Here is a 22119-nt window from a genome sequence, read left to right on the forward strand (position 1 = left end):
GGATGTCGCGCGTGCGGGAGTTCCCCCTGCCCGACCTGGGCGAGGGGCTGACCGAGGGCGAGATCCTCAAGTGGCTGGTCGCGGTCGGCGACATCGTCGAGTTGAACCAGCCGGTCGTCGAGGTGGAGACCGCCAAGGCGGCGGTGGAGATCCCGGCGAAGTGGGCCGGGAAGATCACCGCGATCTTCCACGACGAGGGCACGGTGGTCGACGTCGGCTCGCCGATCTTCGCCGTGGACACCGACCCGGGCGCCGGTGACCTGCCGGAGCCGTCGGCGGCCTCGCTGGCCGCCGTCGAGATCGCGCCCGCCGAGGGCGCCGTCGAGCCCGGCCTGATCGGCGGGCCCGCTCCGGGTGGCCGCACGGCGGTGCTGGTCGGGTACGGCCCGCGCACCGGCGCCGCGAAGCGTCGGCCGCGCAAGGGTGCCGGAGTACCGGCCGTGGCGAACGGCACTCCGGTGTCGGCTCCCACCCCGGCTCCGGCCCCCCGGCCGGTACGCCCGGCGGCGGCCCCGGTCGCCGAGCCGGTGCGTCCGGCGGCTGCCGCACCCGCACCCCGGACCGGTGGGACGGGTGCCCCGGCCGGTGGACTCGTGCTGGCCAAGCCGCCGGTACGCAAGCTGGCCAAGGATCTCGGCGTCGACCTGCGTACCCTGACCGGCTCGGGACCGCTCGGCTCGATCACCCGGGACGACGTACACCTGGCGGCGGCCGGTGCGGCGACGGCGGCCGAGCCGGCGCCGGTGACCGGGGCCGCGACGGCGCCGGCCTTCGGGCCGGACCGGGAGCAGCGGATCCCGGTCAAGGGTGTCCGCAAGCTGACCGCGCAGAACATGGCGACGTCGGCGTTCACCGCGCCGCACGTCACCGAGTTCCTGACGGTCGACGTGACCCGTTCGATGAAGGCCCTCGACCGGCTGCGCGGGCGGCGGGAGTGGCGGGACGTCCGGGTCTCGCCGCTGCTGCTGGTCGCCAAGGCGGTGCTGCTGGCGGTCCGTCGGCACCCGATGGTCAACTCGACCTGGGCCGGCGACGAGATCGTCGTCAAGGAGTACGTCAACCTGGGCATCGCGGCGGCGACCGAGCGCGGACTGATCGTGCCGAACATCAAGGACGCCGGACGGCTCACCCTGCGTGAGCTGGCGGACGCGATGACCGGGCTGGTGCAGACCGCCAAGGCGGGCCGGACCGCTCCGGCGGACATGTCCGGCGGCACGCTGACCATCACCAACGTCGGCGTCTTCGGTGTCGACACCGGTACGCCGATCCTGCCTCCGGGCGAGTCGGCGATCCTCGCCTTCGGCGCGGTCCGGGAGATGCCCTGGGTGCACAAGGGCAAGGTCAGGGTGCGCCAGGTGACCACCCTCGGGCTCTCCTTCGACCACCGGATCATCGACGGCGAGTTGGGGTCGAAGTTCCTGCGTGACGTGGGCGACTTCCTGACCGATCCGGAGGCGGCGCTGCTCGGCTGGACCTGACCGGACGGCGGGCACGCACACCTGGCACGAGCGGCCGGTGTGCCCGGGGTTACTCCCGGGCACACCGGCCGTTGCCATAAGGTGGCGAAGAAACGTCGCTAAGGCTGCTGATGAGCCTACGATTCTTAGGCTGGTGTCTCAGCTCACCTAATAATCGCTGGCGATCTCCTGGTTTGCGGGGTTCAATGGACACCAGACGCGGACGACAACCGAATAGCCAGGGGGCGCGACACCATGAGCATGATCAACCGACTTCGCAACCGGCGGAACAGCGCGCGGCGGACCCGGGCGATCGAGCGGGCACTGCGGGCGACCAACTCGCCGGCTGTCCGCGACGAGATCCTGATCGCCGCCCAGCGTTTCTACGGCTGACCTCGACAGACTCCTCACCTCCTCCGCACCACGACAACGGCCCACCCGGAGCGCTCCGGGTGGGCCGTTGCCGTTTTCCACCCGCACGCCACCGGAGTACCGCCCCCGGGACACCGCCCGGTACGGTGGGGCTCGGTCGTCGCCCGACCGGCCGGTAGGAGTGCGCCGAGCGGACCTCCGTTCGACTCGCCCGGATGGCCAGGGCCCCGGCGACCCGCGCTGCCCGGGCGGTGCCGGCCTGGACCGGCTACCGTGCGGGGAGCTTGCCCAGCCCGGTTTCACGCCGGAGTCACCGGCTACCTGCCGGCGACCGGCGCGCGAGACCGGCGCGGCCGACATGTGATGGAGGAGGCGCGCGCATGACGTCCGAGGATCCGCAGCACCCCGGCCGGTGGCCGGACGAGGCTGCGCCGGGCGCCGCAGGCCCAGCCACGTACGGCAACCCCGCAGCACACCACGACGACCGGTTCCCGCCCCAGGGATCCGTAGGAACGCCACCGGCCGACCACGGCTGGGCTCCGCCACCCCCCGGGCGGCCCGGCACGCCGGTGGCCTGGAACGAAGCACCGGGCGGCGCTCCGGGCCACCCCGGCCCGGCCGGCTGGGCAACTCCGGGCGAAGACCCGGACACCCCCGGCTCCCGCCGCCCCGACGGCTCGTGGGGTCCGCCCCCGGAGCCCGCCGGCGCACCGCCGGCCTCGGAGAACTCGGGCTTCCCGCCGGAGTGGGGAAGCCCGCCCAACCACCCGGGCCCGCCGCGCTGGACCGGCGCCGGCCAGCCCGCCGACCCGTCCAGCGGACCACCGGGATATCCGGCCGGGCCGGCCCCGTCCGGCTACCCGGACCCGCAGGCCGGCGGCGCACCAGGTTCCCCGGGCCAGCCGTACGGCGCCCCGGCCTACCCGTCGGCGGCGCCGGACAGCCCCGGGTACCCGTCGGCGGCACCGGGAAGTCCGGTCCAGGCCGCCGAGCGGCCGGGCTATCCGCCGGTCAACCGTCCAGCCATCCCCGATGCTGAGCCGTGGCCGGCCGCCGAGGCGTGGGGACCGGCCTCGTCCCGGGTCGATCCACCCGCCCGCCCGGAACCCGGCGGCCCGGGAGGCGACTATCCGCAGCGCCCGGCCGACCGGTCTCATCCGGGCGAGCCCGACGCGCAGCACGGCGGCGGTGCACCGGAGGCGTCCGGCTGGGCACCCCAGGCCCCAACCTGGTCGGCCGGCTCCGGTGACGGCAGGCCCGGCCCGTTCGAGCCGTCCCGCCCCGACTTCGACCAGCGCGAGCCGGAGCTGGACCGGCGGACTCCGGGCTTCGACCGGCGTGAGCCGGACTTCGACCGGCGTGAGCCCGACTTCGACCGCCGTGAGCCCGACTTCGACCGCCGTGAGCCGGGCATGGACCGGCGCGAGCCGACGTTCGAGCGGCGGGAGCCGGGCATGGACCGGCGGGAGCCGGAGGGGTCGGCGTACCAGCCCGGGCCCGGGCCGGGGATCTCGCCGGGTAACGCCGTGCCGCTGCCGCCGCAGGAGACCCGGATTCCCGGAGCCAGCCTGGCGGCATCACCACCTGTCGACTATCCGCCGGCCGCCGGCCGCCAGTCGCCTGACGAGTACGGTCCGCCGGTCCGGGAACAGGGCGGCTGGGCGCCCGGGGTGCCCGAGGCGGCGCCGCAGTCGCCCGCGCCCACGCCGGGCGGCGCGGCGGTCGTACCGCAGCCGCGGGTCCCGACCGAGTCGGCGGTTGCCGGCCGGATCTCCGTACCCGGAGCGTCGGGGCAACCGGAGTCGGCGGGTTCACCCGACCGGCCCTCCGGCCGGGCCGTCGCCGGCAGTGCCGCCGTACCGGCCGCGAGCCGGGTACTGCCTCCCGCCGACCTGGCCGCCGCGGTCGCCGTACCGGCGCCGCAGCCGCGGGTGTACGGCCGTCCGGCCGGTGCGGACGAGGTCGACCAGCAGGCCGGTCCGCCCGGCGCGCCGGGCGGCTGGGACGCCGACCGGCCGGGCTCACCGGCCGGCCCGGGCAGCTGGGACGGCGAACGTCCCGGGGGCGCACCCGGCGGCGGTTGGAACGGCGACCGGCCGGGAGCTGCCGAGGCCCGCCGCCCCGGCCCGACGATGTACGGTGCGCCGCCGGCCCAGCCGGGACCGGATCGGCCGGAGCCGGGCCAGCAGGACGACGACTTCTCCGACGAGCCACCGGCGACCCGGGTAGCCGTGCCCGGTGCCCGGACCCCGCTGCCCGACGCGCCGAACCGGCCGTCGAGCGGTTCGCCCTTCGCCGACCTGATCGGCCCCGGCGGCGCGCCGGGCCAGGGCGGCGTCGGAATGGACGGACCCGGCCCGAACGGGCCGGCACCGTTCGACGACGACCGCTTCGGTGGCCCTGGCCGGTCCGAACAGAACCGCTTCGGCGGGCCGGACCAACCTGACCAGAACCGGTTCGGCGGACCCGGCCAACCTGACCAGAACCGGTTCGGCGGACCCGGCCAACCTGACCAGAACCGATTCGGCGGAGCCGGCCAGCCTGACCAGAACCGGTTCGATGGGCCCGGCCAGGCTGACCAGGACCGGTTCGGCAGCCCGGGCCAGTCCGAGCAGGATCCGTTCGGTGGGCCCGGCCGGGGTGCTCCGGATCGGTTCGGCGGACCCGCCCCGTTCGACGGTGAGCGCTTCGGCCGGCCGGGACAGGACGGCCCAGGACAGGACGGGCCGGACCGCTTCGGCGGGCCTGGTCCGGCCGGTGGACCGTTCGGCGGCCCGGCTCCGGGCGGCGGCGGTCCCGCACCCTTCGACGGCGATCGCTTCGGCGGCGGCGGGCCGGCCGGTCCCGGCCAGTTCGGCGCGTCCGCCCCGCCCGGCACCGACCGGTTCGGCGCACCGCCCGGACCGCCCGGCTTCGGGCCGCCGCCGGGGCAACCGGGCTTCGGGCCGCCGCCCGGACAGCCGCCCTTCGGCCCACGACCCGACGGGGACGGATTCGGCCGCCCCGGTCCGGCCGGTGCCGGACCGGGCACGTACGGAGCGGCCGGGGCGGGACCGGGCACGTACGGGGCGCCCACCTCCTCCGGACCGGGCTGGGACACCCCCGGTGACGGCGAGAAGGGCAGGTTCGACGCCTTCAAGCCGGAGGCGACGGAGACCGAGACCAAGACCGAGGCGCCGACACCGCAGGTACGCAACGGCAAGGTGCTGTTCCTGGTACTGGTCGCGGCGGTCCTGCTGCTGGCGATCCCGCTGGGCACGCTCTGGCTGCTCGGCAAGATCGGCAGTGAGGACGCGGCACCGCCGTTCAACCCGGCGGTGGGCGCCTGTGTCAAGGACTCCGGCGGTACCCCGGTGATCGCGGACTGTGCCGAGCAGGGCGTCTTCAAGGTCGCCTCGAAGGTGACCGACAAGAACGAGTGCCCGGCGGACACCCCGCAGACGATCGTCGTACCGGACCGCAAGGAAGTGCTCTGCCTGCAACCGGCGACGGCACCCACCGGCGGATGACGGTCCGGTACTTCTGACTCGAACACTGCGCCCCGCCCGGCTTCCCGGGCGGGGCGCAGTCGTCTGGCGCGACCCGCCGTGCACGCGGTACGGCCCCGGGCTGATCGGGTGGGGCGGGGACGCGGACGGTTCGCCGGAGCCCAACGGCCGGGGTGCGGGAACGCCCGGGACGACGGCATGGCAGGGTGGCCCGTATGGCTACTTCGCCCCGTGTCCGGGCACCCGAACTGAGGGGCCGCCGGTGGCTCAACACCGGCGGAGCGGATCTGACGTTGCAGGATCTTCGCGGCAAAGTAGTAGTGCTCGACTTTTGGACCTTCTGCTGTATCAACTGCCTGCACGTGCTCGACGAGCTGCGCCCGCTGGAGGAGAAGTACGGCGACGCCCTGGTGGTGATCGGGGTGCACTCGCCGAAGTTCGAGCACGAGCGCGACCCGGCGGCGCTGGCCGCCGCCGTCGAGCGGTACGGCGTCGCCCACCCGGTACTCGACGACGCCGAGATGGCCGTCTGGCAGCAGTACGCCGCGAAGGCGTGGCCGACGCTGAACGTGATCGACCCCGAGGGGTACGTCGTCGCCACGATGGCCGGCGAGGGCCACGCCGAGGGGCTGTCCCGGCTGCTCGAGGAGTTGATCGCCACGCACGAGGCGAAGGGCACCCTGCACCGGGGCGACGGTCCGTACGTGCCGCCGGCCGAGCCGGAGACAGTGCTGCGGTTCCCGGGCAAGGCGATCGTGCTCGACGACAGGAACCTGCTGGTCTCGGACTCGGCCCGGCACTCGCTGGTCGAGCTGGCCCCGGACGGCGAGACGGTGCTGCGCCGGATCGGTTCCGGCGGGCGCGGCCGGTCGGACGGGGCGGCCGAGGTGGCCCGGTTCGCCGAGCCGCAGGGGCTCTGCCGGCTGCCCGCGCACACCGCCGAGGTGGCCGGTTACGACATCGTGGTCGCGGACACCGTCAACCACCTGCTCCGCGGCGTACGGCTGGCGACCGGTGAGGTGACCACGGTGGCCGGTACCGGCCGGCAGTGGCGCTCGACTGTGGACGACCACGCCCACGACGCGCTCGCCGCCGACCTCTCCTCCCCCTGGGACCTGGCCTGGTACGACGACCGGCTGGTCGTGGCGATGGCCGGCATCCACCAGCTCTGGTGGTTCGACCCGGTGAAGCGGACCGTCGGCGTCTACGCCGGCACCACCGTCGAGGCGCTGCGGAACGGGCCGTTGCCGGACGTCTGGATGGCCCAGCCGTCCGGGCTCTCGACCTCCGCCGACGGCCGGCGGCTGTGGATCGCCGACAGCGAGACCAGCGCGCTGCGCTACGTTTCCGACGGGGTGCTGCACACCGCCGTCGGGCAGGGACTCTTCGACTTCGGCCACGTCGACGGCCCGGCCGGGCAGGCGCTGCTGCAGCATCCGCTCGGGGTCGGGGCGCTGCCGGACGGGTCGGTGCTGGTCGCCGACACCTACAACGGTGCGGTCCGGCGGTTCGATCCGGGAAGCGGGACCGTCTCGACGGTCGCCTCCGGGCTGGCCGAGCCGAGCGACGTCGTGCTGACCTCCGACGGCGGGGTACTTGTGGTCGAGTCCGCCGCGCACCGGCTGAGCCGGCTGGCGCCGGGGGCGCTCACGGCCGCCGGTGCCAGCACGGTCGCCGGGAGCCGGCACCGTACCGAACGACCGCCGACCGACCTCGCCGCCGGGGAGCTGACCCTGGACGTCGTCTTCGAGCCGCCGCCGGGGCAGAAGCTGGATTCCTCGTTCGGCCCGGCCACCCGGCTGGAGGTTTCCGCCTCCCCGCCCGAGCTGCTGATCGACGGTGCCGGGGTGGGCACCGAGCTGTCCCGCCGGCTGGTGCTGAACGACCGGGTCAGCTCCGGGGTGCTCCAGGTGGTGGCCCAGGCTGCCACCTGCGACGCCGAGGCCGAGCACGCCGCCTGCCACCTGAGCCGCCAGGACTGGGGGGTGCCGGTTCGCGTCACGCCGGACGGCGCCCACCGGCTGCCCCTCGTGCTACGCGGCCTGGACAGCTGAGGCCGTGGACAGCCGGGGCGGGCGGCCCGACACGGGACGTGACCGGAACCACTCCAGCTTAACTACCCTCGAGTAACCTACGGTGCCGTAACCTGATTGGGTGAGTACCTCCGCCCCGCTCCGGCTGCGCCCCGTCGATCTCGGCAAGCCGCGGATGCGCGGCTGGCTGCACGCGTACGCCTTCTTCGTCGCGGTGCTGGCCGGGGTCGTGCTCTGCGCGATCGCCGCGACCCGGCCGGGCTGGACGCCCCTGGTCAGCTGCCTTGTCTACAGTGTCACGGTCTGCGGCCTCTTCGGCACCAGCGCGCTCTACCACCGGCGGGTCTGGTCCGAACGCGGCTACCGGGTGATGCGCCGGCTCGACCACTCGATGATCTTCGTGTTCATCGCCGGCACGTACACGCCGTTCTGCCTGCTGGTGCTCTCACCGGCGAGCGCGGCCGTACTGCTGCTGATCGTCTGGGGCGGGGCGGTCGCCGGGGTGGCGATGAAGCTGGTCTGGCCGCACGCGCCCCGCTGGGTCTCCGCGCCGCTGTATCTCGCCCTGGGCTGGGTGGCCGTGGCGGTCCTGCCGGACATCCTGGACCGCGGCGGCGTGGCCGTCCTCGCGCTGCTGGTCGCCGGGGGTGCGGCCTACAGCGTGGGCGCCGTCTGCTACGCGCTGCGCCGGCCCAACCCGTGGCCCACCGTCTTCGGGCACCACGAGATCTTCCACGCATGCACCCTGGTCGCGGCCATCTGCCACCACGTGGCGATCTACTTCGCCCTCTTCGCCTGACTTCCAGCCGTCGGGACACCTGACCGGCAGCGGACACCCGGACCCCGCCGAAACGCCGGACCCGGCCGGCGGAACGCCTGACCCGGCCGGCGGGAATGCCGGCCGGGTGGCCCGTCGTGTCGTCCGCACTCGCAGCGGCCCGACGGGCCCGCGCCGTCAGAGCGGACGGCCGGGGCGCCGCACCTCGTGGTACTCCTCGACGACCTGCTCCTCCCGGACCGGCACCCGCGGCTCGACCACCGGAGTGACGACGGTACGGCGGCGGTTGCGCCAGAGGTAGCTGGTCATGACCAGCCCGGCCACGCCGGCGAGCATCAGCACCCAGCCGACGACGCTCAGGTTGAGCCAGCCCGTCTCGACGTCCACCGCGAAGGCGAGGATCGCGCCGAGAGCGATGAGAAAGATACTTCCACCGATGCCCACTGTGCCGCCTCCTAGGCTGTCGACTGGTACCGGTTCCGCCGCTCCCGGCCACGGTCGCGGCACCCATCGACATACCCAGGCGTAACAGATCCGAATCCGGCAAGCTGGATACGGCGTCGCTGTGCGGAGGCGGCACACCACCGGAACCCAGGGGAGGACGAACGTGACGGACAACGGCCCGGCCGGTGGAACCGGCGGCATCGGCGACTCCGGCGGGACGGGGCGGCCGGACGTACCGGGACGGACCCTGGTGCTGCTCCGGCACGCCAAAGCCGAACGGCCGGCCTCGGCGCCGGACGTCGAACGGCCGCTGACCGCCCGGGGGCACGCGGACGCCGCCGCCGCCGGTGCCTGGCTCGGCCACGGCGGCCACCTGCCGGCGGTGGTGCTCTGCTCGCCCGCGAAGCGCACCCGGCAGACCTGGCACGACGTCGCGCTCGGCATGGCCGCGCCGCCGACCCGCCCGGTCGGCCGGACCGCTACCGTCTCCGCCGGCCCGGCCGGCGGCGGAACCGGTACGGCCACGTCCGGCAGCGCGGGCGGACCCTCCCACGCCACCGCCGGCCAGACCTCGGGCGTCGCCAGCCAGACCTCAGGCGCCGCCGGCCAGGCCTCCGGGCCCGGCGGTGCTGGTGCGGCGCCCGGTCCCGGGCGCACCGGTGCGGTGCCGGCGGTCCGGTACGAGCCGCGGATCTACCACGGGCACGTCGCGGACCTGCTCGAACTCGTCCGGGACACCGATCCGCAGGCGGGCACGCTGCTGCTGATCGGGCACAACCCGACCATCTCGGAACTGTCCACTCTGCTCGATCCGGTGCACGCCGACCCGGACGGGCTACGCACCAGCGGGATCGTGATCCACCGGTTCGACGGCGAGTGGGCGGACCTGAGCCCGCAGACCTCACCCATCGTGAAGTGGCACACCGCCCGGGGCTGAACCCAACGACCGGCCGCCGGACCGGACCCGCCGGACGGCCGCCGCCGGACCGGAGCGATCGAACCGCCGCCGGACCGGACCGGCCGGACAGCCGCCGGACCGCTGCGGCCGGACAGGCGACTGCCGGCCAGCCGGTCCGGTACCCGGCTGGCCGGCGGCAGGGCCGGGCACCGGACACGTTGCCGTCAGGTGGGTGGCGCGCTCGGCGGCGGTGGATCCGGTGGCGGTGGCATCATCGCCGTCGGATGCGACAGCCTGTTCTCCTCGACGATCAGGGTCCGCGCCCGCTTCTTGCGGTCCTGCCAATACCACATGGTGGTGGCCAGCACCGCGACCCCGGCCAGGATGAAGACCCAGCCGACCGCCCGGAGATCGAGCCACCAGACGTTCGCCCTGACCGCGAACGTCAGGATGGCTCCCAGGGTGATGAGGAAAATTCCGGTACCGATGCCCATGTCCGCTGCACTCCCCCGTGCGATGGGTCGTGGGCTTTCATGACAAATCAGGTCAAACTGCTCCTAGCACCGCCTCAACAATAGCGCGGCGGCCGGGGAGCAACAGCTCCACCGGCCGCCGGAAACCAACCCGCCGCGCGCCCGTCTAGAAGGCTTCCTCGGGCAGATCCATCAGCTCCAGGTCGGCGCCCTGCACGATCCGCCGGTCGGCGCCGATCCGGGGCAGTACCTCCCGGGCGAAGAACCGGGCGGCGGCCAACTTACCGGTGTAGAACGCCTTGTCCGCCGCCGACACCTCGCCGCCCAGTGCCCGGAGCGCGACCTCGGCCTGCCGTTGCAGCAGCCAGCCGACCACCAGGTCGCCGACGGCGAGCAGGAACCGCCGGCTGCTCAGCCCGACCTTGTAGAGCGTGCGCGGGTCGCCGCCCTGCGCCTCGCCCAGCCAGCCGGTCATGGTGCCGAGCATCGCCTGCACCTCGCCGAGCGCCCGGCCCAGCGCGGCACGCTCCTCCTTGAGCTGCCCGTCACCAGGCCCGGCCGAGCCGGTCGCCGCCGAGTCCGCGCCGGCCGGTCCGGTGCCGCCACCGGACTCCACGAACGCGGTGATCTCGCCGGCCACCGCCATCAGGCTGGTACCGCGATCCCGGACGATCTTCCGGAAGAAGAGGTCGAGGCTCTGGATCGCGGTCGTACCCTCGTAGAGGGTGTCGATCTTCGCGTCCCGGACGTACTGCTCCAGCGGGTAGTCCTGGAGGAAACCGGAGCCGCCGAACGTCTGCAACGACTCGTGCCCGAGCAGCTCGTAGGCGCGTTCCGAGCCGACACCCTTGACCAGCGGCAGCAACAGGTCGTTGACGCCCTTGGCGAGTTTGGCGCCCGCCTCGTCACCGCTCGCCTCGGCGAGGTTGATCCGGTCCTGCCAGGTCGCGGTGTAGCAGACCAGCGCCCGGAGGCCCTCGGCGTACGCCTTCTGGAGCATCAGGGAACGGCGGACGTCCGGGTGGTGCGTGACGGTGACCCGGGGGGCGTTCCGGTCCGACGAGAGCAGGTCGGCGCCCTGCACCCGGCTCTTCGCGTACTCCAGGGCGTTGAGGTAGCCAGTGGAGAGCGTGGCGATCGCCTTGGTGCCGACCATCATCCGGGCGTACTCGATGATCAGGAACATCTGCCGGATGCCGTCGTGCACGTCGCCGAGCAGCCAGCCCTTCGCCGGTACGCCGTGCTCGCCGAAGGTCATCTCGCAGGTGTTGGAGACCTTCAGCCCCATCTTGTGTTCGAGGTTCGTCGCGTAGACGCCGTTGCGCTCGCCCAGCTCCCCGGTCTCCGGGTCGAAGTGGAACTTCGGGACCACGAACAGCGACAGCCCCTTGGTGCCCGGACCGCCGACGCCCTCGACCCCGACCGGCCGGGCCAGGACATAGTGGATGATGTTGTCGGTCAGGTCGTGTTCACCGCTGGTGATGAAGCGCTTGACGCCCTCGATGTGCCAGGAGCCGTCCGGCTGCGGGATCGCCCGGGTCCGGCCGGCGCCCACGTCCGAACCGGCGTCCGGCTCGGTGAGCACCATGGTCGCGCCCCACTGCTTCTCGACGAAGAGTCTGGCCCACTCCTTCTGCTCCTCGGTGCCCTCCCGGTAGAGGGTGTAGGCGAAGGAGGGGCCGGCGGCGTACATCCACAGTGGGGCGTTGGCGCCGAGGATCAGCTCGGCGGCCGACCACCAGAGCGCCCGGGGCGCCATCGTGCCGTCCAGCTCGGCCGGCAGGTCCATCCGCCAGAACTCGGAGGCCATCATCGCCCGGTAGGACTTCCTGAACGCCTCCGGCAGCGGAGCGGTGTGCGTGGCCGGGTCGAAGACCGGCGGGTTCCGGTCGCTCTCGGCGTAGCTGGCCGCCAGGTCCTCCCGGGCCATCCGCTCGACCTCGGCGAGCACGCTCCGTGCGCTGTCGGCGTCCATGTCGGCGTACGGGCCGACGCCGAACGTCTGGTCCGCGCCGAAGACCTCGAAGAGGTTGAACTCCAGGTCGCGCCGATTGCTCCTGTAGTGGCTCATACGCCTCTGCCCCCCGGACACTCGCGAAGGTTACCCGGCAGTAACAGTGGCTATATTACTCGCGGGTAAGTCGAGGTGGCGCGACCACCCCAGTGACCCGCGCCACAGTGACCGGAACCTGACGCCCGGCGCCCGTCGCCCGTACCCGGCAGGTGTGCGGGCGACCGGGACGCGGTCAACTGTCGGCAGCGCCGACCTCCCAGCTCGGCACCCGGGAGGCGGTTGCCGAGTGCGGTCCGGGGTACTCCATCAGGACCAGCGCGATGTCGTCGTCGAGCCGGCCGCGCACCCACTCGACCAGGGCCGTCTCCAGCGAGGCCAGGCCGTCGGCGACGGTGCCGTGCCCGAGCAGCCGCCAGGCCCGGTCCACGGTCGGAAAGAACTCCCCGTCCCGGCGTGCCTCGCCGAGCCCATCGGTGAAGAGCAGCAGCCGGTCGCCCGGCTCCAGCCGCTCCACCCGGGGCCGGACCACCGGCATGAAGCCGAGTGGCGGCGCCGGTGCCGGCGGCTCCATCGGGATCACCTGACCGCGCCGCAGCAGCAGGGGGGCCGGATGTCCACAGTTGACTATCGTCAGCGTGCCGCCCCGCTCCTCGACGAGTGCGGCGGTGACGAAGTCCTCGTCGCCGACGTTGCGGGCCACCGCCCGGTCCAGGTCGGCCACGATCGCCCGCAGGTCGGCCCGCTCGTACGCCACGTGCCGGTACGAGCCGAGCACGATGCTGGCCAGCCGGACCGCGTCCAGCCCCTTCCCGCGTACGTCGCCGATGATGATCCGTACGCCGTACGGGGTGTCGATCGCCTCGTACAGGTCACCGCCGATGTCGGCGGCGGCGGTCGACGAGATGTAGTGCCCGGCCACCGCCAGGCTGCCGACCTGCGGGCCGAGCGGGCGCAGCACCGCCTGCTGGGCCACCGAGGCGAGCTTGGACAACTCGGCGATCCGATCCTCCTGGCGCTGCCGGATCACCGCGAAGAGCGCCGCGATGGCCGTGCCCAGCACCACGCCGACCAGGTTGACGGTGGTGGCCAGCGGCACCACCCGGTCGCCCCAGCCCAGCGAGCCGGCCAGCACGGTGGCGATCGCGCCGACCGCGAGCACCACCCGCCAGGAGGCGAAGGCGGCGGCCAGGAACGGGGCCGCCGCGACCAGGCCGACATAGTTGACCTTCGAGTCGTCGGCGAACTCCACCACCGAGACGAGCGCGAGCAGCACGAGGGCCGCGCCGAGACCGGCGCGGGAACCTTGGCTCAGCGGGCGACGGCCCGGTGGCATCAGTCGCATGGGTACGCGGAACAGCATGCCTGATCGACGACCGCGATTGTACGAAGTTGACTCCTCGTCCGATCGGGTTCTGGCCACCCGGTGCATCCCACCGGTCCGGATCCGCCGGATCTTGTCGTCGGGTCAGCCAACCGTTGCCAGTCGAATGAACATTCCTCGATCACGTCACGCGTCCGGCCGACGACGCCGGGGCACCCGACCGCTCGGCACCCGACCCTCGACAGGGAATCAGCCGAGGACCTCGTACCGCACGTCGATGGCGCCGAGGCTCAGCGCGGCGACCGCCTCGAAGGCCGCCCGGGACAGGTCGATGCAGCGGCCGTCGACGAACGGCCCCCGGTCGTTGATCCGGACCACCACCGACCGGCCGTTGTCCGGGTTCGTCACCCGGACCCGGGTGTCGAAGGGCAGGGTCTTGTGCGCCGCGGTCAGGCCGTTCGGGTCGAAGGCCTCGCCGTTCGCGGTGACCTGCCCCTGGTCGTAGTAGGAGGCGCTGCAGGAGCCGCTGTCCACCACCCGGGCCGTCGGGCTGCTCGCCGGCCGCTTGCCGGCCGGCTTCTTCGCGGTGCTGGCCCGGCTCGGCGTGGCCCGGGAGCTGGCCCGGGAGGCACGCTCGGGCGCCCGGGTCGGCGTGGGCGTCACCGCCTCCGGGGTGGGCGACGCCGTCACCGGCCCGCCTGCGCCGGCCGGAGTCGCCGGCTCGACCAGGGCCGGCGCCGAGCCGGGGTCGGCGACCGGCTCGGTGCCGAGCCGCACCACCCCGGCCGCGCCCGCACCGACCAGCGCCACGGCGACCGCACCGGCCGCCAGCAGACCGGTCGGCCAGCGCAGGATCCGAACTCGGGAATGCTTCCCAGTCACCGCAACGTCCTTCCCCGGGCACGACATAGATCGGGTCGGACCGTAACGAGGGTGGCACTTCGGAAGTCAACGTGATCATCTGCTTTCGTCCAGTTATGAGACGAAACGTGTGGCCGATCATCCGACCCGGCGTGGGTCGGACGTGCGGCGTACGGGTTGGAGACCGTGCGGCGTACGGGTTGGAGCGGAGATGCCGCAGGATGGTTCCCGTGCGGGTGGAGCTGAGCAGGCGGCTGGTCGAGGCGTTCCGGTGGACCGACCCGGGGCCGGAGAGCGCCCACCTGGTCAGCGACGTCTCCGGCTGGTGGCGGGATCCGCACCTCCTCGCCGGGCTCGGCCCCGCCCTGGCCGAGCCGTTCCGGGCCGCCCCGCCCACCGTGGTGGTCGCCCCCGAGGTGACCGGCCTGCTGCTCGGCCCGCTGGTGGCGACCGCACTGGGCGCGGGGTTCGTCCCGGCGTACAAGAACACCGGACAGCGGCGGATCGCCGAGCCGACCACCTGGGCCTGGACCGGGTACGACTACCGGGAACGCCGGCTCGCCCTCGGGGTACGGGACCGGCACCTGGGACCCGGCGACCGGGTACTCGTGGTGGACGACTGGCTGGCCAGCGGCGCCCAGGTACGCGCCCTGCACGAGATCGCCACCCGACGCGGCGCCACCGTCCTCGGCACGGCCTGCCTGGTCGCCGCCGCCTCGCCGGAGACACTCGCGGAACTGCGCGTCACGCACCTGCTGACCGAGGACGACCTGAGCTCCTGACCGCCCGGTCGAACCCGTGCGCCGCCCCTCCACCGCTGGTCAACGAGTTATCCACAGGGTGACGAAGTTCTCCACAGGTTGTTCACAACGCGGGCGAGGTTTCCGCACGCCGGGTTTCTACAGTCAGGGCATGACGCAACGCCGGATCCTGGTCGTGGAGGACGAGCGCACCATCGCCGAGTCGGTGGCCGCCCGGCTGCGGGCCGAGGGATTCCTGGTGGAGATCGCCCGGGACGGTCCCGGTGCCGTCGAGGCGTTCCGGACCGGCCGGCCCGAACTGGTCGTCCTCGACGTGATGCTGCCCGGCTTCGACGGCCTGGAGGTGTGCCGGCGGATCCAGGCCGACCGGCCGGTCCCGGTGCTGATGCTGACCGCCCGGGACGACGAGACGGACCTGCTGGTCGGGCTCGCCGTCGGCGCCGACGACTATCTCACCAAGCCCTTCTCGCTGCGCGAACTCGCCGCCCGGGTGCACGCGCTGCTACGCCGGGTCGACCGGGCGACGAGCGCGGCCCGCAACGGCACCGCGATCCTCCGGATCGGCGACCTGGAGATCAACCAGGCCGAACGGCGGGTCAGCCGGGACGGCGTCGAGGCGCACCTGACCCCTACCGAGTTCGACCTGCTGACGCACTTCGCCAACCGGCCCCGGACGGTACTGCCCCGGGAGCGGCTGCTCGCCGACGTCTGGGGCTGGGCCGACGGGTCGGGCACCCGTACCGTCGACAGCCACGTCAAGGCGCTGCGCCGCAAGCTCGGCGCCGACCTGATCCGCACCGTGCACGGTGTCGGCTACGCCCTGGAGGTGCGGCCGTGACCGCTTTCTGGACCGGCGTCAACCGGACGCTGGACGTGCTGCCCCGGCCGCTGGACCCGATCTGGTCGATCAAACTGAAACTCGGCATCCTGATGGTCGGCTCGGGTGCCGCCGGGATGGCCGTCTTCATCGTCGGCATCGGCTGGCTGCCGCCGTGGACCACCGCAACGGCGGTCCTGCTGGCCCTGCTCACCTCGCAACTGCTGGCCCACGGCATGACCTCGCCGCTGCGCGAGATGACGGCGGCGGCCCGGGCGATGGCCCGGGGCGACTACACCCGGCGGGTCCGGGCCAGTTCCCGGGACGAGGTCGGCACCCTGGCCGCCGCGTTCAACCAGATGGCCGGCGACCTGGCCGAGGCCGACCGGCGCCGCCGGGAGCTGATCGCGAACGTGTCGCACGAACTGCGTACCCCGATCACCGCCCTCCAGGGCGTGCTGGAGAACATCGTCGACGGGGTGGCCGAGCCGGACCTGCCGACGCTGCGGGTGGCGCTGTCCCAGACCGAACGGCTCGGCCACCTCGTCGCCGACCTGCTCGACCTCTCCCGGCTGGACGCCGGGGTGCTGCCGCTGCGCCGGCAGGACGTCGACGTGGCGGACTTCCTGGCCGAGGTGATCGAGCAGGCCACGGTGACCGCGGCCGGCGCCGGGCGGGACGTCCGGTTCGAGGTACGCCAGCACTCCGCGCCGCTGACCGTGCCGGCCGACCCCCGCCGGCTGCACCAGGTCTTCGCCAACCTGCTGGACAACGCGGCCCGGCACAGCCCACCCGGCGGCACCGTGCTGGTCGCCGCGCAGCGGGTCGGCGACGAGCTGCGGTTCGAGGTGACCGACGAGGGCGAGGGGATCCCGGCCCGGCTCCGCCCGGAGGTCTTCGAACGCTTCACCCGGGGCGAACGGACCAGCGACGGCGGCACCGGGCTGGGCCTGGCGATCGCGCACTGGGTGGTCGAGCTGCACGGCGGGACGATCGCCGTCGCCGACCGCCCCCTGGTCGAACCCGCCGACCCGGGCCGCTCGGCCCGCCCGGTCGGCTGCCAGATCAGGGTGAGCCTGCCGACCGTGGCCCCGGCGGCCGGCGAACACTCCGCGGTCCTCGTGGAACGCTGACGAGCCGGCCGGAGGTCGACTTGACATTCCGGGCCAGGCGGTGAGACTGCCGGGGTGGCCATCCCGATCGATCGGCAGCCGGAGCCGGGGCGCCCCGGGCCGCCGCGCCGGACCCGGGTGGTGCTGGCCGAGGTGGCCCGCAGCGGCAGCGGCGCCGAGCGGACCCGGGCCGAGCTGTCCCAGCAGACCCAGGTCGGCGACGCACTGCTCCGCGGGCTGATCCGCGCCCAGCTCGCGCTGGCGCTGCGGCTGTCGCTGGTGGTCGGGATCGGGCTCGGCGGGCTGCCGCTGCTCTTCGCGATCGCCCCGGAGGTCGGCGCGGCGAAGCTGTTCGGGATCAACCTGCCCTGGCTGCTGCTCGGGGTGGCCGCCTTCCCGTTCCTGGTCGCGGCCGGCTGGGCGTACGTGCACCTGGCCGAGCGCAACGAGCAGGACTTCGTCGACGTGGTCCAGCGACCGGAGCGCTGAGGTGGGCAACGCGTACACCGTGCCGGCGATCATCGTGGTCACCCTGGTCACGGTCGCGATCGGCTTCTATGGGCTGACCCTGGCCCGGACCACCTCCGACTTCCTGGTGGCGTCAAGGATGGTCAGCCCGACCTGGAACGCGGCGGCGATCGGCGGGGAATACCTGTCGGCCGCCTCCTTCCTCGGCATCGCCGGCCTGATCCTCAAGTACGGCGTCGACGTGCTCTGGTATCCGGTCGGTTTCGCCGCCGGCTACCTGGCGCTGCTGCTCTTCGTGGCCGCGCCGCTGCGCCGCTCCGGCGCGTTCACCCTGCCCGACTTCTGCGAGCTGCGGCTCGGCTCCCGACGGCTGCGCAAGCTGGCCACCGCCTTCGTCGTCTTCATCGGCTGGCTCTATCTGGTGCCGCAGTTGCAGGGCGCCGGGCTGACCCTGACCACGGTCGCCGGTGGGCCGTACGAGCTGGGTGCGCTGCTGGTCGGGGCGGTGGTGACCGCGAACGTGGCGCTCGGCGGGATGCGGGCGGTCACCTTCGTGCAGGCGTTCCAGTACTGGCTCAAGCTGACCGCGCTGGCGGTGCCCGCGATCTTCCTGGTGCTGCACTGGCAGGCCGACGCCCGGCCGCCGGTGACCCCGGTCGGCGGCTCGGTCTTCCCGGCCGCGACCACGGTGGTGGTGGAGGAGCCGGCGACGCTGACCCTGCCGGACGGCGCCACCCGGCAGGTACGCCCCGGCGAGGAGCTGTCGTTCGCCGCCGGTGACCCGGTGCCGGAGATCTCCAGCGTCGACGCGGACGGCGGGCTGGACTGGCTGCTGCCGAGCACGGCCGGGGACGACGACCGGGGACTCTTCGCCACCTACTCGCTGATCCTGGCGACCTTCCTCGGCACGATGGGGCTGCCGCACGTACTCGTGCGCTTCTACACGAATCCGGACGGCGCGGCGGCCCGGCGTACCACCCTGGTGGTGCTGGCCCTGGTCGGCGCCTTCTATCTCTTCCCCACCCTGTACGGCGTACTCGGCCGGATCTACACGCCGCAGTTGCTGCTCACCGGGCGTACCGACGCGGTGGTGGTGCTGCTGCCCGGCGCGGCGCTCGGCGGCGGGCTGACCGGGCAGCTGCTGGCCGCGCTCGTCGCCGCCGGTGCGTTCGCCGCCTTCCTCTCCACCTCCTCCGGGCTGCTCACCAGCGTGGCCGGGGTGCTCTCCACCGACGTGCTCGGCCGCGGCTCGGTACGCGACTTCCGGCTGGCCACCGTGCTCGCCGGGCTGGTGCCGATGGTGCTGGCGCTGAACGTCTCCGGGCTGGACGTCTCCCAGGTCGTCGGGCTGGCCTTCGCGGTGGCGGCGTCGAGTTTCTGCCCGCTGCTGGTGCTCGGCATCTGGTGGCGCGGCCTGACCGACGCGGGCGCGGCGGCCGGGATCCTGGCCGGCGGCGGCGCGGCGGTCGGCGCGGTGCTCTTCACCGTGGTCGGCCCGGAACTCACCGGCTGGCCGGCGGTGCTGATCGCCCAGCCGGCCGCCTGGACCGTGCCGCTGGCCTTCACCGTGATGGTGACCGTCTCCTGGGCCACCCGCCGCCGGGCCCCGACCGACGTCGCCTCGACGATGCTGCGCTTGCACGCTCCGGAGGCACTCCGGCTCTGACGTGCACCCGCGGGGTGCCGGGTGCTCTGGTAGAACTCGTGGAAGTCGCTCTCCTGGGCCATCGCCCGTCCCGTCAGGTTTCTACTGCCTCCACCCCTGGACGCGTCCACGGTTTCGCGGTTCGGGGCGGCACAATGGGGCGGTGAACCGAGCCGAGCCGCCGGGCGGGCAGATCCACCACACCGATCCGTTCGCCACCCCGGAAGGGGACCGCTCTCCGGTGCGCCGGCTGCGCGGCCGGCTGCCGGCGCCGGTGACGCTCTGGACGGCGTACGCCGGGACGACCGCGACCGGCGAGCCGGCGGCTCCGGCCGGGCTGACCGTCTCGTCCACCCTGGTCGCCGACGGTGAGCCGGGCCGGCTGCTCGGGCTGGTCGACGACGAGTCGGAGCTGTGGGCGGCGGCCTCGGCCAGCGGCCGGTTCGCGGTGACGCTGCTCGGTCCGGCGCACCGGCAGCTCGCCGACCGGTTCGCCGGGCTCTTCCCGGCGCCGGGCGGGCTCTTCGCCACCGGCGAGTGGACGCACACCGGCTACGGGCCGGTGCCGGGCGGGGCCGGGGTCGGCGGCTGGGTCGGCTGCCGGCTGGACGGCGCCCGGGAGTACGGCTGGGCGCTGCTGGTCGAGGCCACCGTCGAGACCGTCGAACTGACCGGTACGGCGGCACCCCTGCTGCACCACCGTGGCCGCTACCGCGAACTGGCCGGAAACGGGTGACCCGACGGGCGTGATACCAGGGTGTCATCACGATGACCTGGTGGTATCACGCGGAACGGACATCTGCCCCGCGGGCGCCCCGGCGACCTCCGGCGTACGGCCCGGTCGGCCGTGGGCGGGGCCGTCGCCAAGCGGCGTGATCCGGGTCACTGGGCGCAGCCACCGGCCCGTTCGGCGCAGCCGCCGACCAGGCTCCGGATCACTGCTTTCCGAGATCCGGGCGGCTCCATACGGTGCGCGGAAACTCCCCTGCCCCTGCGAAGGTGGTGAGACCAGCATGTCTACGGACACTCCCGCGCCGGCCAGCGCACCGGCGGACTCGTACGTCGCGGCACAGCGATCGGACGAGTTCGTCGGGTTGCGCAAGGCTCTGCGCGGCTTCGTCTTTCCGATGACCGTGGCGTTCTTCCTCTGGTACGCGCTTTACGTGATCCTCTCCGCGTACGCACGCGGATTCATGGGCACCAAGATCGTCGGCAACATCAACGTCGCCCTCGTCTTCGGCCTGTTGCAGTTCGTCTCCACCTTCCTGATCGCCTGGCTCTACTCCCGGTACGCCGAGCGGAAGCTCGACCCGGTCGCAGACAAGATCCGCGCCGAGCTCACCGGCAGCACCGACGAGCGGAAGGAGGAGGCGTCGTCATGAGTCGAGAGATCCTGGCCGGGTTCAGCCTGGCGGCGGAGGCGGGCAACAGCAGCACCGCCCGTACCCTGACCATCACGCTCTTCCTGGTCTTCGTCGCGGTGACCCTGGGCATCACGATCTGGGCCAGCCGGCAGACCAAGACGGCGACCGACTACTACGCCGGTGGCCGCTCGTTCTCCGGTTTCCAGAACGGCATGGCGATCGGCGGCGACTACATGTCGGCGGCGTCGTTCCTCGGCATCGCCGGCATCATCGCGCTGTACGGCTACGACGGCTTCCTCTACTCGATCGGCTTCCTGGTCGCCTGGCTGGTGGCCCTGCTGCTGGTGGCGGAGCTGCTGCGTAACTCGGGCCGCTACACGATGGCCGACGTGCTGGCGTTCCGGATGCGGCAGAAGCCGGTCCGGACGGCGGCGGCGGTCTCCACCATCACCGTCTCGGTCTTCTACCTGCTGGCCCAGATGGTCGGCGCGGGTGCGCTGGTCGCGCTGCTGCTGGGGATCCGGCCGGGCACCACGTTCCTCGGCATGGACGCGGACGCGGCGAAGATCGCCACCATCATCATGGTCGGCGCCCTCATGATCATCTACGTCACCGTGGGTGGCATGAAGGGCACCACCTACGTGCAGATCGTCAAGGCGTTCCTGCTGATGGGTGGCGCCCTGGTGATGACGGTCCTGGTGCTGGCGCACTACAAGTTCAACCTCTCCGCCCTGCTCGGCGACGCCGCCAACGCCTCCGGCAAGGGCTCGGCGTTCCTCGAACCAGGACTGCGGTACGGCGTCGAGGTCGCCGGGGACGCGACGAAGACCTTCTACAACAAGGTCGACCTGCTCTCCCTCGGCATCGCCCTGGTGCTCGGCACCGCCGGCCTGCCGCACATCCTGATCCGCTTCTACACCGTGCCGACCGCCAAGGCCGCCCGGAAGAGCGTGCTCTGGGCGATCGGCATCATCGGCACCTTCTACCTGTTCACCCTGGCCCTCGGCTTCGGCGCGGCGGCCCTGGTCGGCCAGGAGGCGATCACCGCGCAGGACAAGGCCGGCAACACGGCTGCGCCGCAGCTCGCCGAGGCACTCGGGGTCGACTTCCTCGGCGGCGACGTCGGCGGGGCCGCCCTGCTCGCGGTCATCGCGGCGGTGGCCTTCGCCACCATCCTCGCGGTGGTCGCCGGGCTCACCCTGGCCTCCTCGTCCAGCCTGGCGCACGACTTCTACGCCAACGTGATGAAGGGCGGCCAGGCGTCGGAGCGGCAGGAGGTGAACGTCGCCAGGATCTCGGCGCTGGTCATCGGCGCGATCTCAATCGTGCTGTCGATCTTCGCGCAGAACCTGAACGTGGCCTTCCTGGTCGCGCTGGCCTTCGCGGTGGCGGCCTCCGGCAACCTGCCGGCGATCCTCTACAGCCTGTTCTGGAAGAGGTTCAACACCTCCGGCGCCGTCTGGGCGATCTACGGCGGTCTGATCAGCGCCGTCGGGCTGGTGTTCTTCTCCCCGGTGGTCTCCGGGGCGCCCACCGCGATGTTCCCGGACAGCGACTGGCAGTGGTTCCCGCTGTCGAACCCGGGGATCATCTCCATCCCGGGCGGCTTCCTCTGCGGCTGGATCGGCACGATGATCTCGAAGGAGTCGGACGAGGACAAGTACGCCGAACTGGAGGTGCGTTCGCTCACCGGCGCCGGGGCGCACTGATCCGGCGGACCGGCCGTCGACCGCTTCAACGGTCACGAATGGTCAGATCGGCATGACGGGTGGTGTCGGGCACGAAGGTGACCCGGCACCACCCGTCCGTCCTC

The 22119-nt window shown here is 73.1% G+C and carries 18 protein-coding genes and 1 pseudogene; 14 read left to right on the forward strand and 5 right to left on the reverse strand.

Going from position 1 to position 22119, the window contains the following annotated elements; translation table 11 throughout:
• Positions 1-2: 2 nt before the first annotated feature.
• The 5 genes from O7626_RS33655 (at position 3) to O7626_RS33675 (ending at position 8149) form a co-directional block, all read left to right on the forward strand.
• A complete protein-coding gene (locus O7626_RS33655) occupies positions 3-1478 on the forward strand; it encodes a dihydrolipoamide acetyltransferase family protein (RefSeq protein ID WP_278065021.1) in 1476 nt (491 codons plus the stop codon).
• 240 nt (positions 1479-1718) lie between these two features.
• Positions 1719-1850: a hypothetical protein gene (locus tag O7626_RS33660; protein ID WP_278066536.1), complete on the forward strand. Its 132-nt coding sequence runs from the start codon at positions 1719-1721 to the stop codon at positions 1848-1850.
• A gap of 359 nt (positions 1851-2209) precedes the next feature.
• The gene (locus O7626_RS33665; RefSeq protein ID WP_278065022.1) at positions 2210-5338 is read left to right on the forward strand and encodes a hypothetical protein; all 3129 of its coding nucleotides are present in this window, start codon (positions 2210-2212) and stop codon (positions 5336-5338) included.
• 194 nt (positions 5339-5532) lie between these two features.
• On the forward strand, positions 5533-7371 hold the full coding sequence (locus tag O7626_RS33670) for an NHL domain-containing thioredoxin family protein (RefSeq protein ID WP_278065023.1): 1839 nt from the start codon (positions 5533-5535) through the stop codon (positions 7369-7371).
• Between the two features lie 100 nt (positions 7372-7471).
• Entirely contained in the window at positions 7472-8149 is a 678-nt protein-coding gene (locus tag O7626_RS33675; RefSeq protein WP_278065024.1) for a hemolysin III family protein, read from the forward strand.
• A 156-nt stretch (positions 8150-8305) separates the two neighbouring features.
• Here O7626_RS33675 and O7626_RS33680 read toward each other — a convergent pair whose 3' ends face one another.
• Positions 8306-8572, reverse strand: coding sequence for a DUF6458 family protein (locus tag O7626_RS33680; RefSeq protein WP_278065025.1), 267 nt, complete (start codon positions 8570-8572; stop codon positions 8306-8308).
• Between the two features lie 199 nt (positions 8573-8771).
• Between O7626_RS33680 and O7626_RS33685 the strand changes: the two are divergent.
• A pseudogene (locus O7626_RS33685) lies at positions 8772-9017 on the forward strand (histidine phosphatase family protein); the annotation flags it as partial.
• Positions 9018-9694: 677 nt separating this feature from the next.
• On the opposite strand, the gene O7626_RS33690 reads toward O7626_RS33685, so the two are convergent.
• From O7626_RS33690 to O7626_RS33705, 4 genes are all read right to left on the reverse strand, one after another.
• A complete protein-coding gene (locus O7626_RS33690; RefSeq protein WP_203859392.1) occupies positions 9695-9964 on the reverse strand; it encodes a DUF6458 family protein in 270 nt (89 codons plus the stop codon).
• Positions 9965-10109: 145 nt separating this feature from the next.
• Positions 10110-12014: an acyl-CoA dehydrogenase gene (locus O7626_RS33695; protein WP_278065026.1), complete on the reverse strand. Its 1905-nt coding sequence runs from the start codon at positions 12012-12014 to the stop codon at positions 10110-10112.
• A 175-nt stretch (positions 12015-12189) separates the two neighbouring features.
• Positions 12190-13317 carry a PP2C family protein-serine/threonine phosphatase gene (locus tag O7626_RS33700; RefSeq protein ID WP_278065027.1) on the reverse strand — a complete coding sequence of 376 codons (1128 nt, stop codon included), beginning with the start codon at positions 13315-13317 and terminating at the stop codon, positions 12190-12192.
• 210 nt (positions 13318-13527) lie between these two features.
• Positions 13528-14160, reverse strand: coding sequence for a septal ring lytic transglycosylase RlpA family protein (locus O7626_RS33705; RefSeq protein ID WP_278065028.1), 633 nt, complete (start codon positions 14158-14160; stop codon positions 13528-13530).
• A gap of 209 nt (positions 14161-14369) precedes the next feature.
• Between O7626_RS33705 and O7626_RS33710 the strand changes: the two genes are divergently transcribed.
• The 8 genes from O7626_RS33710 (at position 14370) to O7626_RS33745 (ending at position 22015) form a co-directional block, all read left to right on the forward strand.
• Entirely contained in the window at positions 14370-14921 is a 552-nt protein-coding gene (locus O7626_RS33710) for a phosphoribosyltransferase family protein (RefSeq protein WP_278065029.1), read from the forward strand.
• Positions 14922-15051: 130 nt separating this feature from the next.
• The gene (locus O7626_RS33715) at positions 15052-15738 is read left to right on the forward strand and encodes a response regulator transcription factor (protein WP_278065030.1); all 687 of its coding nucleotides are present in this window, start codon (positions 15052-15054) and stop codon (positions 15736-15738) included.
• On the forward strand, positions 15735-16850 hold the full coding sequence (locus O7626_RS33720) for a HAMP domain-containing sensor histidine kinase (protein WP_278065031.1): 1116 nt from the start codon (positions 15735-15737) through the stop codon (positions 16848-16850). The genes O7626_RS33715 and O7626_RS33720 overlap by 4 nt, the downstream gene beginning before the upstream one ends.
• A 60-nt stretch (positions 16851-16910) precedes the next feature.
• Positions 16911-17318: a hypothetical protein gene (locus O7626_RS33725; protein ID WP_278066438.1), complete on the forward strand. Its 408-nt coding sequence runs from the start codon at positions 16911-16913 to the stop codon at positions 17316-17318.
• A 1-nt stretch (position 17319) separates the two neighbouring features.
• Positions 17320-18963 (forward strand): cation acetate symporter, encoded by a 1644-nt coding sequence (locus O7626_RS33730; RefSeq protein WP_278065032.1) that lies wholly within the window; start codon positions 17320-17322, stop codon positions 18961-18963.
• Between the two features lie 142 nt (positions 18964-19105).
• The gene (locus O7626_RS33735; RefSeq protein WP_278065033.1) at positions 19106-19678 is read left to right on the forward strand and encodes a flavin reductase family protein; all 573 of its coding nucleotides are present in this window, start codon (positions 19106-19108) and stop codon (positions 19676-19678) included.
• Between the two features lie 277 nt (positions 19679-19955).
• Positions 19956-20324, forward strand: coding sequence for a DUF485 domain-containing protein (locus O7626_RS33740; RefSeq protein WP_278065034.1), 369 nt, complete (start codon positions 19956-19958; stop codon positions 20322-20324).
• A complete protein-coding gene (locus O7626_RS33745; protein WP_278065035.1) occupies positions 20321-22015 on the forward strand; it encodes a cation acetate symporter in 1695 nt (564 codons plus the stop codon). The genes O7626_RS33740 and O7626_RS33745 overlap by 4 nt, the downstream gene beginning before the upstream one ends.
• Positions 22016-22119: the final 104 nt, after the last annotated feature.

Origin of the sequence: Micromonospora sp. WMMD1102, from assembly GCF_029626265.1 — a bacterium.
In the GTDB taxonomy this organism is placed as follows: domain Bacteria; phylum Actinomycetota; class Actinomycetes; order Mycobacteriales; family Micromonosporaceae; genus Plantactinospora.

Excerpts from the sequence above, each read along its gene's own strand:
- O7626_RS33740 (WP_278065034.1), top strand. The coding sequence starts at position 19,956 with ATGTCTACGGACACTCCCGCGCCGGCCAGCGCACCGGCGGACTCGTAC.
- O7626_RS33690 (WP_203859392.1), bottom strand. The coding sequence starts at position 9,964 with ATGGGCATCGGTACCGGAATTTTCCTCATCACCCTGGGAGCCATCCTG.
- O7626_RS33700 (WP_278065027.1), bottom strand. The coding sequence starts at position 13,317 with ATGCTGTTCCGCGTACCCATGCGACTGATGCCACCGGGCCGTCGCCCG.
- O7626_RS33655 (WP_278065021.1), top strand. The coding sequence starts at position 3 with ATGTCGCGCGTGCGGGAGTTCCCCCTGCCCGACCTGGGCGAGGGGCTG.
- O7626_RS33745 (WP_278065035.1), top strand. The coding sequence starts at position 20,321 with ATGAGTCGAGAGATCCTGGCCGGGTTCAGCCTGGCGGCGGAGGCGGGC.
- O7626_RS33660 (WP_278066536.1), top strand. The coding sequence starts at position 1,719 with ATGATCAACCGACTTCGCAACCGGCGGAACAGCGCGCGGCGGACCCGG.
- O7626_RS33665 (WP_278065022.1), top strand. The coding sequence starts at position 2,210 with ATGACGTCCGAGGATCCGCAGCACCCCGGCCGGTGGCCGGACGAGGCT.
- O7626_RS33670 (WP_278065023.1), top strand. The coding sequence starts at position 5,533 with ATGGCTACTTCGCCCCGTGTCCGGGCACCCGAACTGAGGGGCCGCCGG.
- O7626_RS33695 (WP_278065026.1), bottom strand. The coding sequence starts at position 12,014 with ATGAGCCACTACAGGAGCAATCGGCGCGACCTGGAGTTCAACCTCTTC.
- O7626_RS33715 (WP_278065030.1), top strand. The coding sequence starts at position 15,052 with ATGACGCAACGCCGGATCCTGGTCGTGGAGGACGAGCGCACCATCGCC.